Origin of the sequence: Proteus vulgaris, assembly GCF_011045815.1 — a bacterium.
In the GTDB taxonomy this organism is placed as follows: Bacteria; Pseudomonadota; Gammaproteobacteria; order Enterobacterales; family Enterobacteriaceae; genus Proteus; species Proteus vulgaris_B.
The window spans coordinates 2,804,110-2,816,751 of the sequence record NZ_CP047344.1 but is presented as its reverse complement, the minus strand read 5'-3'; the positions used below and the strand labels follow the sequence as shown (position 1 = coordinate 2,816,751).

Annotated in this window: 15 protein-coding genes; 11 read left to right on the top strand and 4 right to left on the bottom strand. The window is 38.1% G+C overall.

What is annotated here, in order from left to right:
- Positions 1-25: 25 nt before the first annotated feature.
- The 9 genes from rseB to acpS all read left to right on the top strand — a co-directional run bounded on the left by rseB (position 26) and on the right by acpS (position 8,268).
- Positions 26-994, top strand: coding sequence for a sigma-E factor regulatory protein RseB (gene rseB, locus GTH24_RS13370; RefSeq protein WP_072068726.1), 969 nt, complete (start codon positions 26-28; stop codon positions 992-994).
- Positions 995-1,006: 12 nt separating this feature from the next.
- A complete protein-coding gene (gene rseC / locus GTH24_RS13365) occupies positions 1,007-1,471 on the top strand; it encodes a SoxR-reducing system protein RseC (RefSeq protein WP_164526497.1) in 465 nt (154 codons plus the stop codon).
- A 302-nt stretch (positions 1,472-1,773) separates the two neighbouring features.
- On the top strand, positions 1,774-3,570 hold the full coding sequence (lepA, locus tag GTH24_RS13360) for a translation elongation factor 4 (protein WP_072068724.1): 1,797 nt from the start codon (positions 1,774-1,776) through the stop codon (positions 3,568-3,570).
- 14 nt (positions 3,571-3,584) lie between these two features.
- The gene (lepB, locus tag GTH24_RS13355; RefSeq protein WP_072068723.1) at positions 3,585-4,556 is read left to right on the top strand and encodes a signal peptidase I; all 972 of its coding nucleotides are present in this window, start codon (positions 3,585-3,587) and stop codon (positions 4,554-4,556) included.
- A 195-nt stretch (positions 4,557-4,751) separates the two neighbouring features.
- Positions 4,752-5,432, top strand: coding sequence for a ribonuclease III (gene rnc / locus GTH24_RS13350; protein WP_072068722.1), 681 nt, complete (start codon positions 4,752-4,754; stop codon positions 5,430-5,432).
- Positions 5,429-6,337 (top strand): GTPase Era, encoded by a 909-nt coding sequence (gene era / locus GTH24_RS13345; RefSeq protein WP_036935334.1) that lies wholly within the window; start codon positions 5,429-5,431, stop codon positions 6,335-6,337. The genes rnc and era overlap by 4 nt, the downstream gene beginning before the upstream one ends.
- A 9-nt stretch (positions 6,338-6,346) precedes the next feature.
- Positions 6,347-7,087 (top strand): DNA repair protein RecO, encoded by a 741-nt coding sequence (recO, locus tag GTH24_RS13340; protein ID WP_072068721.1) that lies wholly within the window; start codon positions 6,347-6,349, stop codon positions 7,085-7,087.
- Between the two features lie 69 nt (positions 7,088-7,156).
- Positions 7,157-7,888, top strand: a complete 732-nt coding sequence (gene pdxJ, locus GTH24_RS13335; RefSeq protein ID WP_072068720.1) for a pyridoxine 5'-phosphate synthase — start codon at positions 7,157-7,159, stop codon at positions 7,886-7,888.
- Positions 7,888-8,268 carry a holo-ACP synthase gene (gene acpS / locus GTH24_RS13330; protein WP_072068719.1) on the top strand — a complete coding sequence of 127 codons (381 nt, stop codon included), beginning with the start codon at positions 7,888-7,890 and terminating at the stop codon, positions 8,266-8,268. The genes pdxJ and acpS overlap by 1 nt, the downstream gene beginning before the upstream one ends.
- A 53-nt stretch (positions 8,269-8,321) precedes the next feature.
- Here acpS and GTH24_RS13325 read toward each other — a convergent pair whose 3' ends face one another.
- A complete protein-coding gene (locus GTH24_RS13325; RefSeq protein ID WP_072068718.1) occupies positions 8,322-8,582 on the bottom strand; it encodes a YfhL family 4Fe-4S dicluster ferredoxin in 261 nt (86 codons plus the stop codon).
- A 344-nt stretch (positions 8,583-8,926) separates the two neighbouring features.
- Here GTH24_RS13325 and GTH24_RS13320 point away from each other — a divergent pair, with 344 nt between their 5' ends.
- Entirely contained in the window at positions 8,927-9,562 is a 636-nt protein-coding gene (locus GTH24_RS13320; protein WP_115350076.1) for a LysE family translocator, read from the top strand.
- A 107-nt stretch (positions 9,563-9,669) separates the two neighbouring features.
- Positions 9,670-10,200, top strand: a complete 531-nt coding sequence (gene tadA, locus GTH24_RS13315; protein ID WP_164526496.1) for a tRNA adenosine(34) deaminase TadA — start codon at positions 9,670-9,672, stop codon at positions 10,198-10,200.
- Between the two features lie 8 nt (positions 10,201-10,208).
- On the opposite strand, the gene GTH24_RS13310 is transcribed toward tadA, so the two are convergent.
- From GTH24_RS13310 to GTH24_RS13300, 3 genes are read right to left on the bottom strand one after another with little or no spacing between them, the layout of a single operon-like run.
- The gene (locus tag GTH24_RS13310; RefSeq protein ID WP_072068715.1) at positions 10,209-10,757 is read right to left on the bottom strand and encodes a fimbrial protein; all 549 of its coding nucleotides are present in this window, start codon (positions 10,755-10,757) and stop codon (positions 10,209-10,211) included.
- Complete coding sequence (locus GTH24_RS13305) at positions 10,757-11,827, bottom strand: fimbrial protein (RefSeq protein ID WP_072068714.1); 1,071 nt, start codon at positions 11,825-11,827, stop codon at positions 10,757-10,759. The genes GTH24_RS13310 and GTH24_RS13305 overlap by 1 nt, the downstream gene beginning before the upstream one ends.
- 25 nt (positions 11,828-11,852) lie before the next feature.
- A complete protein-coding gene (locus tag GTH24_RS13300) occupies positions 11,853-12,617 on the bottom strand; it encodes a fimbrial biogenesis chaperone (protein ID WP_072068713.1) in 765 nt (254 codons plus the stop codon).
- Positions 12,618-12,642: the final 25 nt, after the last annotated feature.

Genomic DNA, 12,642 nt, shown 5'->3' with positions numbered 1-12,642 from the left:
AACGTGTGGGAATGAAACAGTCGTAATGAAAAAATCATGGTTATCCGCCTTATTGTTGGTGGGCAGCCTGTCAATGTCGATACAAGCCTTGGCACAACCTCAAACAGGTAGTGTCGAGGCTTTGTTGCAAAAGATGGGTCATACAAGTAAAACTTCTACCTATGAATTATCTTTTATCAATATCAATTCTCAAGGTATTGTTCCTATTCGCTATCGTCATACTCTTATTGATGGCAAACCCCTTGCACAGCTAATGCAAATGGACAGTACACGTCGTGAAATTGTTCAACGTGGTAATGAAATTAGCTATTTTGAGCCTGGATTAGATGCCTTTAGCTTGAGAAATGATCATATTGTTGACTATGTCCCAGCTATTATCTACCAAGATTTCAATGAGTTATCAGGGTATTATAACTTTATCGATGCAGGTAGAACCCATATTGGTGATATTCCAAGTCGCGTTGTGCGTGTGCTATCAAAAAATAATGACCGTTACGATTATGTCCTGTTTATTGATGAAGAAAGATATCTTCCTCTAAGAGTGGATCTTTTAGATAAAAATAATGACATTATTGAACAATTTAGGGTGATTACGGTGAATGAAGGCAATGAGGTTGAAACCAAATTGAATTCATTGCGTACTGTGAATATGCCACCAGTATTACTTATCCCTAAATCTAAATCTTTAGTTTATAACTGGTCAGTTAATGAGTTACCTGATGGTTTTAAAGAAGTAAAACGTAGTAATCATCAGATTTCTGAAACTGAGTTTAGTCAGTCTATTTTATTTAGTGATGGCTTATTTGACTTCTCTATTTATGTTAATAAAAGTGGTCAGCAAACAAATTCGCCCGAACGCGATAAAATGTTAAGGTATGGTCGTAATACAATTTATACCTATGACAAAGAAGGCAATGAAATTACCTTTATTGGTCAATTACCATTTTCTACGGCACAGAAGATAGTTAACAGTGTTGTATTTACGAAAAAGTAAAAGGTATAAGTTATGGTTAAAGAGTGGGCAACAGTTATACATTGGCATGAAGGAAGAGCGCTATTGCGCTACGGTTCCTCTTCTGGCTGTGGTAGTTGCCAAGCTCGTGCCGCATGTGGCTCTTATTTATTAAATAAAATAGGGCCCGAAACTGTTCATCAACTCGAATTTCCTGTTGCACAACCTTTAGTTGAAGGGCAAAAAGTGGAAGTAGGGATACCCGAAAATAATTTACTCCTTTCTGCTATGTTGGTGTATTTAACGCCACTTATTGGCCTATTTATTGTTGCGGGCATTGCTAGCCTTTGGTTTTCCAGTGAATTTGCTATTTTTTGTAGTGGCCTTGCTGGTGGCCTTCTTGGTTTTTTATTAGCAAAAAAAGTGGCAACATGGTGGAGTAAAGACGAAGGGTTTGAGCCGGTTATATTACAAATAGGCCTTCCTCCTCATGAACTTAAGGTTCAATTTCAAGAGTAGCTGGCAGATAAAAAAGATGGGGCATTGGCCCCATTATTTTTTGCTTGGCTAATTTCGTTATCGTTTTCATCTTAAATTAACACGCTTCGATATCTGGAAATTACCTCAAAAAAATCACAAATAAATGTAAGTCTTAGCATAAATGTTTGTGTTTGATGAACGTTTCTTTGAGTATAATGTCTCTAGTGTGTAGAATGCGTCATCAATAATAACTCCTGCAATATAGAGTTTTCGCTTTGTGTCCATGAATGACTCCAAAGCCAGATTTATAGAGCAAAGCAATAGAGAAAAATAATTTCAGAATGAAAAACATACGTAACTTTTCCATTATCGCACATATTGACCACGGTAAATCGACGTTATCAGATCGAATTATTCAAATTTGTGGTGGCTTATCAGATCGTGAAATGGCTGCGCAGGTTCTTGATTCTATGGATCTTGAGCGTGAACGTGGTATTACAATCAAAGCGCAAAGCGTAACCTTGAATTACACCGCAGATGACGGTGAAGTTTATCAGCTTAACTTTATCGATACCCCTGGACACGTTGACTTCTCTTATGAAGTATCTCGTTCACTTGCTGCTTGTGAAGGCGCCTTATTGGTCGTTGATGCAGGACAAGGGGTTGAAGCACAAACATTAGCAAACTGCTATACGGCGATGGATATGGATCTCACCGTCGTTCCAGTTTTAAATAAAATAGATTTACCTGCAGCTGAACCTGAGCGCGTTGCTGAAGAAATTGAAGACATCGTGGGAATTGATGCCACAGATGCAGTACGTTGTTCCGCAAAAACAGGTATAGGTGTTAAAGAAGTTATTGAACGTCTTGTTAAAGAAATTCCATCACCTGAAGGTGATCCTGAAGCTCCATTACAAGCGCTGATCATCGATTCATGGTTTGATAACTATCTTGGTGTTGTTTCATTGATCCGTGTTAAAAACGGTAAAGTAAGTAAAGGCGATAAAATCAAAGTGATGAGTACTGGTCAAGTTTATAACATTGATCGTATTGGTATTTTCACACCAAAACAAATTGATACAACATCATTAAATTGTGGTGAAGTGGGTTGGGTTGTTTGTGGTATTAAAGATATTTTAGGTGCCCCTGTTGGGGATACTTTAACAGCTGCACAAAAACCAGCAGATAAACCATTGCCGGGCTTTAAAAAAGTGAAGCCACAGGTTTATGCGGGTTTATTCCCAATTAGCTCTGACGACTATGAATCATTTCGTGATGCATTGGGCAAATTAAGTCTGAATGACGCATCATTATTCTATGAACCAGAAAGTTCAACAGCATTAGGTTTTGGTTTCCGTTGTGGTTTCTTGGGTCTTCTTCATATGGAGATAATTCAAGAGCGTTTAGAGCGTGAATATGACCTTGACCTGATCACAACAGCACCAACCGTTGTTTATGAAGTTGAAATGACGAATGGTGATATTGTATTAGTGGATAGCCCGTCTAAATTACCGCCACTGAATAATATCGAAGAAATCAGAGAGCCTATTGCTGAATGTCATATGTTATTACCGCAAGAATACTTAGGTAATGTAATTACTTTATGTATCGAAAAACGCGGTGTTCAGACCAATATGGTCTATCATGGTAATCAGGTCTCATTGACTTACGAAATTCCGATGGCTGAAGTGGTCTTAGATTTCTTTGACCGATTAAAATCCACATCACGCGGTTATGCCTCTTTAGACTATAACTTTATCCGCTTCCAAGGTTCTAACATGGTGCGTGTTGATGTCTTAATAAACGGTGATCGTGTTGATGCATTAGCGTTGATTACACATAACGATAATGCACCTTATCGTGGACGTGAATTGGTGGAAAAAATGAAAGAATTTATTCCACGCCAACAGTTTGATATCGCTATTCAAGCGGCAATTGGTAACCATATTATTGCTCGTTCAACTGTTAAACAGTTACGTAAAAACGTATTAGCCAAATGTTATGGTGGTGACGTTAGCCGTAAGAAAAAATTGTTACAGAAACAGAAAGATGGTAAAAAACGTATGAAGCAAATTGGTAACGTAGAGTTACCACAAGAAGCGTTTTTAGCCATCCTTCATGTTGGTAAAGATAAATAATTTAAGGAGAAAACATGGCTAACACGTTTGCCTTGATCCTAACGCTGGCAACGCTAATAACGGGAGTTTTTTGGGGAATTGAGCACTTTAAGCTCAAGCCAGCCCGAAAAGCAAAACTAAAGCGTCTTCAAGAGATGACGCAAGGGACCGAGGATCAGCAAGAGTTAGCAAAATCAATTAATAAGCCAAGCTGGGCTGAAACCTTGGGTTCTCTTTTCCCAGTATTGATTATTGTTTTGGTTTTGCGTTCATTTGTGTATGAGCCGTTTCAAATACCTTCTCGCTCCATGATGCCAACCTTATTGGTTGGTGATTTTATCTTGGTTGAAAAGTTTGCTTATGGATTAAAAGATCCAATAACACAAACAACGTTAATAAATACAGGAAAGCCAAAACGAGGTGATATTGCTGTCTTTAAATATCCTCGTGATCCTTCTACTGACTTTATTAAACGTGTTATTGGGTTACCGGGCGATAAAATTGTTTATGATATGATGTCGAAAAAAATACATATCTACCCAAATTGTAATAAAGCGATTTGCAACGATGAGATTTCGGTGACTTATGGTACCGCTTATCCAAGTGAATGGACGTTGTTGTTACAAAATGTACCGGGTGGCCAGCGTATAAATGGCATGAAATCAATCCCAATTGAAGATCCTATTTCAACAGCAACTCAATTACGTGAAGAAGAACGCGTAGAAACAATAGGAAAAGTCTCTCACCGTATTATGACGATACCTGGTGATATGACGATGCCTGAGTTTATCCAACCAGGATTACCTGTTGGTACTTGGATTGTTCCTGAAGATCATTATTTTATGATGGGGGATAATCGTGATGGGAGTTCTGACAGTCGTTTCTGGGGCTTTGTGCCAGAGAAAAATTTAGTCGGTAAAGCGACAACGATTTGGATGAGCTTTGAAAAACAAGAGAATGAATGGCCTACAGGTGTTCGTCTCAGTCGTATCGGTGGCATCAAGTAACTATTGACAAAATAGCTACAGCATTCCTTTCTATCTCAGTGTAGAATATGCCACTTCTTTAAATATGATTGGCTCCTGTTATTCACAGGAGCCAGTGCAAACGCAACAGTTCTGTTATCCAACCCGATAATTTCTCGTTGTCTTAAACAGATTTGTTGCGTGTGCTTCAAATTAAGTTATGGAACTTGATCGCACATGAATACTTTATTAGTAAACCAGTTACAAAAGAAACTGGGCTATACTTTTACGCAAAATGAATTATTACTACAGGCTTTGACGCATCGTAGTGCAAGCAGCAAACACAATGAACGTTTAGAATTTTTAGGTGATTCAATTCTGAGCTATGTTATTGCTAATGCGCTCTATCATCGATTTCCTCGTGTTGATGAAGGGGATATGAGCCGAATGAGAGCAACGCTTGTTCGTGGTAATACACTCGCTGAATTAGCGCGTGAATTTGAACTAGGTGAATGTCTGCGTTTAGGCCCTGGAGAATTAAAAAGTGGCGGTTTCCGCCGAGAATCAATTTTAGCGGATACGGTGGAAGCTTTAATTGGTGCTATTTTCCTTGATAGTGATATTCAAAATATCGAAAAAATTATTTTAAAATGGTATGAGAATCGTTTGGCTGAAATCAGCCCGGGCGATAAGCAAAAAGATCCTAAAACTCGTCTGCAAGAATATCTGCAAGGGCGCCATCTACCACTACCATCTTATATTGTGGTGCAGGTTCGCGGTGAAGCCCATGACCAAGAGTTTACGATCCATTGTCAGATAAGCGGTATCGATCAACCTGTCAAAGGGATGGGTACAAGCCGTCGAAAAGCTGAACAAGCCGCTGCTGAACAGGCATTAATACAACTGGAGCTTGAATGAGCGAAGAACAAACCTATTGCGGATTTATTGCGATAGTCGGTCGCCCAAATGTGGGAAAATCAACACTACTGAACCAATTATTGGGGCAGAAAGTTTCTATTACATCACGTAAACCGCAAACAACGCGTCATCGTATCATGGGTATTGATACTGATGGTGCTTACCAAGCGATTTATGTTGATACACCGGGCTTGCATATTGAAGAAAAGCGAGCTATCAACAGACTAATGAACCGCGCAGCAAGTAGCTCGATTGGTGACGTTGAACTGGTGATTTTTGTTGTTGAAGGCACCAACTGGACGCCTGACGACGAAATGGTATTAAACAAATTAAAATCATTGCGTTGCCCTGTTTTATTAGCAATTAATAAAGTGGATAACGTCATTGATAAAACCAAGTTACTTCCACATATTGGCTTTTTAAGCCAACAAATGGATTTTCTTGATGTTGTACCAATTAGTGCAGAAAAAGACATGAATATCGATACGATTGCAAAAATTGTTCGTAAATGTCTGCCAGAAGCTATTCATCATTTCCCTGAAGATTATATTACTGATCGCTCTCAACGTTTTATGGCGTCAGAAATTATTCGTGAGAAATTGATGCGTTTCTTAGGTGAAGAATTACCTTATTCTGTCACTGTTGAAATTGAGCAATTTGTTACTAATGAACGCGGTGGTTACGATATCCACGGATTAATTCTGGTTGAACGAGAAGGCCAGAAAAAAATGGTTATTGGTAATAAAGGCGTAAAAATCAAGAAAATTGGTACCGAAGCCCGTATGGATATGGAAGACCTATTTGAAAACAAAGTTCACTTAGAACTTTGGGTGAAGGTTAAAGCTGGCTGGGCTGATGATGAACGTGCTTTACGTAGCCTTGGCTATGTGGACGATTTAAAGTAGGTAACTGAAGTGGATGGCTGGCAACGTGCATTCGTTATCCATGCTCGACCTTACAGTGAAACGAGTCTATTACTCGATTTTTTCACTGAAAATGAAGGGCGAGTACGCATATTGTCAAAAGGTGCGCGAGGCCGTCGTTCACCCTTAAAAGGGGCACTTCAACCTTTTACTCCTTTGCTCATTCGTTGGAGTGGGCGAGGAGAAGTTAAAACTCTTCGTGATGCTGAACCTATCTCTTTAGCTTTACCATTAACAGGCTCTGTTCTTTATAGTGGTCTGTATCTTAATGAACTCTTGTCTCGTGTTTTGGAAAATGGCACTTCTTACAGTGTGCTTTTTTTTGAATATCTTTCTTGCTTACAAATTCTTGCAGCTAGCGACACTACATCAGAAGCAGCCTTAAGACGCTTTGAACTGGCGTTATTAACCCAACTTGGTTATGGCTTAGATTTTTTGCATTGTGCAGGAAGTGGAGAGCCTGTTTCAGATTCGATGACTTATCGTTATCGAGAAGAAAAAGGTTTTATTGCAAGTTTAGTGGTTGATCATAATAGTTTTACTGGATTTGAATTAAAATCCTTAGCCAGTCGCGAATTTCCTACTGTTGAAACATTAAAAGCGGCAAAAAGGTTTACTAGAATGGCATTAAAGCCCTATTTAGGTGGAAAACCATTAAAAAGTAGAGAACTTTTTAGGCAATTTGCTATTAAAAAAGCCCCAAAGAAAAGAGCATTGATAGTAGAACAATAATATTGTCTTTTTCTTCTCTATGGAATGTGTAAACTAAGGTAATGCAACGTTATTTTTCAGGAGAAGAGCATGTCTGATATTCTACTTGGCGTTAATATTGACCATATCGCCACCCTTCGTAATGCCCGTGGCACAACGTATCCCGATCCTGTTCAAGCGGCTTTTATTGCAGAACAAGCGGGCGCTGATGGTATCACTATTCATTTACGTGAAGATAGACGTCATATCACTGACCGTGACTTAATGCTGATAAGCCAAACAGTTCAGACAAGATTAAATCTGGAAATGGCAGTCACTGAAGAAATGATCGAGATCGCGTGCCAGACACAACCTGATTTTTGTTGCTTAGTGCCTGAGAAACGCCAAGAAGTAACAACAGAAGGTGGTTTAGATGTTGTTGCTAATGAAGAAAAGATATCCGATGCCATTAAACGCTTATCTTTGGCGGGTATTAAAGTTTCTCTGTTTATTGACCCTGACCATGAACAAATTAACGCAGCGGATCGTGTTGGCGCACCTTTTATTGAGATCCACACTGGCGCTTATGCTGACGCTGAAGATGAAATGGCTCAAGAAAAAGAATTTGTACGTATTCGTGATGCTGTGACTTATGCTGCATCTAAAGGCTTAAAAGTGAATGCAGGGCATGGCTTGCATTATCACAACGTACAGCGCATTGCTGCTTTACCTGAATTGTATGAACTGAATATTGGTCATGCCATTATTGGGAGAGCTGTATTTAGTGGTTTAGCGCCCGCAGTTGAAGAAATGAAACGTTTAATGCGAGAAGCGCGTCGCTAATGGCTATTGTTGGTTTAGGTATGGATATTGTTGAAATATCACGTATCGAAGAAATTATAGGGCGTTCTGGTGAACGCCTTGCTCGTCGCATTCTTACTAATGCAGAATGGGAAATTTATCAATCCCATAAACAGCCAATACGCTTTTTAGCTAAGCGGTTTGCAGTAAAAGAGGCTGCGGCAAAAGCATTAGGAACAGGTATTCGTTTAGGATTAGCTTTTAATCATTTTGAAGTGCGTAATGATGAATTAGGCAAACCCACATTGCATTTTTTAGCGGTTGCAAAAGAGATGGCAGAGAAAGCGGGGATAAACTCTATTCACGTGACACTTGCTGATGAACAGCGCTATGCCTGTGCGACAGTTATTTTAGAGAAATAGTTTAGAAAAATAGCTCTCTTAGATTTATCACCCACAAAATCATGGAGTAAGGTTTAGATCTTATCTGCGTGGTGGATCAACACAAATTTTTCCCATAATTCATCTTGAGATTCAGTATGAGTAGGATCAATGATGATCGTGTTAGTAATCGGACAAACCGATTGACAAGTTGGTTTATCGTAATGCCCTACACATTCAGTGCAAAGATCAGGATTAATTTCATAAATATCATCCCCCATTGAAATAGCATCATTTGGGCACTCTGGTTCACACATATCGCAGTTGATGCATTTCTTCGTAATTAGTAAAGCCATATCAGTCACTTAATATATAAATTATTAAATTTCAGTAACTTATATCTTGCACTTATATGTTACCATCTATCAGTTTTATGTAGCTATATCCGATAAAATAGCGTTTTATCATTCAAATGGGGATATCGCCCAAATCTTCTTGCTTGATGAGAGATAAGCAAGGGAGGGTAAGATTACCATTTATATGACATTTCCTAAAGTAACATCACTCAAATGATCTATCAGATTATGTGAATAATAGTCTAAACATTGGTATTAACACTAAAGAGTATGTTTTGTGGTATTCAGCACATCTAATACCCTGTTATTGATGTTAAATAACGCAATAACATAAGGGGTACGTCATGCCAACACTGTTTAATATGTGGACATTTGCGATTTTGTCCTTGGGTTTGGTACTAACACCGGGCCCTAATATGATTTACCTGATATCACGCTCAATCTCTCAAGGGAAAAAAGCGGGGTTTATTTCATTAATTGGCGTGGCTGTTGGCTATATTTTTTATATGTTATTAGCTGCATTTGGTATTACTGCAATTTTTATGGCAGTGCCTTATGCTTATGATACCTTAAAAATTTGTGGTGCAATTTATCTGTTTTATATTGCTTGGCAGTCTATTAAACCCGGTGGTCGCTCTATCTTTCATCCAAAAAAACTCCTTTCAGGTAATACAACAAAGCTTTTTGTGATGGGATTTGTCACTAATCTTCTCAATCCTAAAATTGCATTGATGTACCTTTCACTTCTACCTCAATTTATAACCATTGGAAATGGCAGCGTATTAAATCAGTCATTAGTCCTTGGTAGTATCCAAATTGTTATTAGTATTGCAGTGAATGCCTTGATTGTTATTGCTGCGGGCTCAATAGCTGGATTTTTTATGCAAAGACCACGTTGGGCATTAATTCAACGTTGGTTTATGGCAACAATTTTAGGGGCTTTAGCGATTAAATTAGCAACAGAGGCTCGTGTAAACTAAAGTTATATTTGGCTATTTTTGTCATAAACAATTCAAGGCAATCTCTTTAGTTATCAATAGAAAACAGGGTACAATAGCTCGCTATATGATAATGAAGAGATATCCTTGTGAATAAAGTTAAAGATGATATTTATTGGATGAATAAAGCGATTGAGCAAGCGCACAAAGCACAAGAGATCGGTGAAATACCGGTAGGCGCTGTATTAGTCGTCGATAATAAAATCATTGCTAAGGGATGGAATCATTCAATTATCGATAACGATCCTACAGCACATGCAGAGATTATGGCATTACGTAAAGGGGGAAAGCATTTGCAGAATTATCGACTCCTCGATGCTACTCTATATATTACTCTCGAGCCTTGTGTAATGTGTGCTGGCGCGATTGTGCATAGCCGAGTAAAACGCGTGGTTTATGGTGCATCTGATCTAAAAACAGGTGCGGCTGGTTCATTCATTGATATCTTGCAGCATCCCGGAATGAACCATAAAGTTGAAATAACGTCAGGTGTATTAGGTGAAGAGTGTTCACAGCTTTTAAGTCAATTTTTTAAGATGAGAAGGGCTGAAAAAAAACAACTTAAAAAGCAAAAGAATAGCTCTGTTTTAGTAAATACAGACCAAGCAATAAAAGAATAAATATCTGTTTACTGATAATTAAGGGTATAGGTTGCTTGTGCTTGGAAAGGGCCTGTTAGCAATGTTTGATTTTTCAGCGCAGAGGGTGATGCCTCAACATATGTCATAAAATTAAACTGAATACGTTTATTATTAAGAAGTCGAGTTGTGCTCGGCTTTTTTAATTGAATAACATTGCGTTGCACATCGGTAAATACAATCCCGATACTTTTAGGATCTTCAGATCCTGTTCCAACAACGGCAAGATGATTTGGCATAGTTGGATGCTCTTTTCCATCAAGTGTAATTGTGACACTTTTATAAATATCTTGGCTGCAATTTTCTAAACTAATACTAAAAGCAACGGATTCACTTTTTTGAAAGGTATAGAGATCTTTTGCGGATATCTGCTTAAAGTCGATTACCTTATTTTCATCACCAGCAACTATGGTACAACCATGTGCAACCACAACACCTTTAAATTCCATATCACCACCAATAAGCTCTGTCACAGCAAAGGCTGAAGGTGATAGTAACAATAAAAGAGAAATAGCAGATTTTATTATTGGATTTACCATTACATAAACTCCGCAACTAATGTGGCATGTGCTGAAAACTCACCTTCAGTAATTTTGCTTCCTGCTTTTGCAATAGGAGCCGCGGTGACTTCCCAATTACCTTTAAAATTATTCAGTTTCCCGACAGAAAAATATTTATTAGGCGGCACTATCGCTCCTGATTTGTCTCTTAAAACAATACCCAGATTTGTTCTATCTACAGGTCCTGTTGTGCCAAGATAATTAGGGTTAAAGCTAGCGACACCTGAGCTTCCTGTTTGAATTTTAAACATAATTCGGCTGTTAGGATTAGTAAAACTACCACCTTCACATTTTATTGGAATATTGCGCGTGATCTTGTAGTTTTGGCCATTCAAATAGTCAGAAGTATTGCCAACATTGCCAAAATCAAAGGTAATTGGAGAGCCATTATTGAATATGCATCTATCTTCTGTGGTTAATATTCCTGAGTTAATCACTAATTTTGAGATTGGTTCAGGACCATAGTCTTTATATAAGCCATTACCTACACGGGCATACATTTGAGCTACAGCTTGCCCCGTTAATGAAACCCCATTAATAATTGGTTTTTTTAGGCGAAATACTAATACACCGCTGCTTCCTGACGACATGTTAGGTTTTGGTGATTCAGGAACGCGACAACCTTGTTGCCCATTTCGATTGTTAGGTTTTTCAATAAAAGGAACCGTAGGAAGAGTTTCTGGGCCCCAAATAGAAAACTTGATCTGAACATCGACGTATTCATTAAGTTCATAGTAATTATTACCTAAATAACGTAGGTCAGAATCCGCCATATAATAGGTGCGAGAATTCGGAACTAAGGGATCTCTAGGGCAATAAACCGTTGCTAAATATCTATCAGGTAAAGAAAAATTTACTGTGGCTGTTTCACCGGGTCTGTTATTAGGAAATGTTGTGTTATTTAACTCAACTCTAAAAATATTAGGTCCTCCAACAGTGCGAACTTCACCATGAATATAAGCGGATACCACCATTGGAGTACATAATATTGCGCCAGTAAAAAATAATTTTAGCGTATTGAAATAAAAATTTGCTGTGGTTGGTTTCATTTTATTCCTACCGGCGTCAAGTTAATTAATATTTTGGTTGTTGTTCTTTCGGTGCCACTTTGCAGCTGTTTTGTTGGCAAACAAATTTCAATTCAGGGTGTCCACCATAATCATTTACATACATCATATAAAATTGATTGACGTTATTGGTTTTAACGGGAATTTCCAGTGATGATTTAGGTGCAATCATTAAACCAGGGAATGTAGTTAATTTATCACTATCTTCACCATTTAATTTATTTGAAAGACCAATAATAGTGATGTAGTAAGGTGTTGGGTTTTCTGCGATAAATTGATTTTTTTGTTTTTTAAATACCAACTGATCTTGCCAAACCATGCCCGGTTTTTCAGGAATAATAGCCGTAGGTCGATAGAATAATTTAATTCGTGACTGCATTGCCATTTGTAATACATTCGCTTGTTTTGGTGCTGGTGGAATTTCACGAACGTTTAAATAAAACAATGATTCTCTATCTTGTGGCAAAAGCCCAATTTCTGCAGTTTTGGTTATTCTCACAACCCCTTTTTGGTCACCATCAAGACGCTGTAAAGGAGGTAGTGCTACTAAAGGAGAGGCAATTTTTTGCCCGTGTTCATTTTCAACCCATGATTGAGCCAAAAATGGAATATCAGGGCTAGTATTTTTTAAATTTACGCTGGCTGAATTTTCATTGCCAGTTAACACGATCCGCGTTCTATCTAATGACACACCAGCTTGTGTTGTATTCACCATGCTTAATGCAAGTAGTGAACCGCAAAAAAGTGTTTTAAGTGTGTTGAATGAGTTCATACATTTATCTCTAGTAATTCATTTT

What these genes read in the sequence shown, in the direction of transcription:
- rseB (WP_072068726.1), top strand. Translation starts at nt 26, where the DNA reads ATGAAAAAATCATGGTTATCCGCCTTATTGTTGGTGGGCAGCCTGTCA.
- rseC (WP_164526497.1), top strand. Translation starts at nt 1,007, where the DNA reads ATGGTTAAAGAGTGGGCAACAGTTATACATTGGCATGAAGGAAGAGCG.
- lepA (WP_072068724.1), top strand. Translation starts at nt 1,774, where the DNA reads ATGAAAAACATACGTAACTTTTCCATTATCGCACATATTGACCACGGT.
- lepB (WP_072068723.1), top strand. Translation starts at nt 3,585, where the DNA reads ATGGCTAACACGTTTGCCTTGATCCTAACGCTGGCAACGCTAATAACG.
- rnc (WP_072068722.1), top strand. Translation starts at nt 4,752, where the DNA reads ATGAATACTTTATTAGTAAACCAGTTACAAAAGAAACTGGGCTATACT.
- era (WP_036935334.1), top strand. Translation starts at nt 5,429, where the DNA reads ATGAGCGAAGAACAAACCTATTGCGGATTTATTGCGATAGTCGGTCGC.
- pdxJ (WP_072068720.1), top strand. Translation starts at nt 7,157, where the DNA reads ATGTCTGATATTCTACTTGGCGTTAATATTGACCATATCGCCACCCTT.
- acpS (WP_072068719.1), top strand. Translation starts at nt 7,888, where the DNA reads ATGGCTATTGTTGGTTTAGGTATGGATATTGTTGAAATATCACGTATC.
- GTH24_RS13325 (WP_072068718.1), bottom strand. Translation starts at nt 8,582, where the DNA reads ATGGCTTTACTAATTACGAAGAAATGCATCAACTGCGATATGTGTGAA.
- GTH24_RS13320 (WP_115350076.1), top strand. Translation starts at nt 8,927, where the DNA reads ATGCCAACACTGTTTAATATGTGGACATTTGCGATTTTGTCCTTGGGT.
- GTH24_RS13310 (WP_072068715.1), bottom strand. Translation starts at nt 10,757, where the DNA reads ATGGTAAATCCAATAATAAAATCTGCTATTTCTCTTTTATTGTTACTA.
- GTH24_RS13305 (WP_072068714.1), bottom strand. Translation starts at nt 11,827, where the DNA reads ATGAAACCAACCACAGCAAATTTTTATTTCAATACGCTAAAATTATTT.
- GTH24_RS13300 (WP_072068713.1), bottom strand. Translation starts at nt 12,617, where the DNA reads ATGAACTCATTCAACACACTTAAAACACTTTTTTGCGGTTCACTACTT.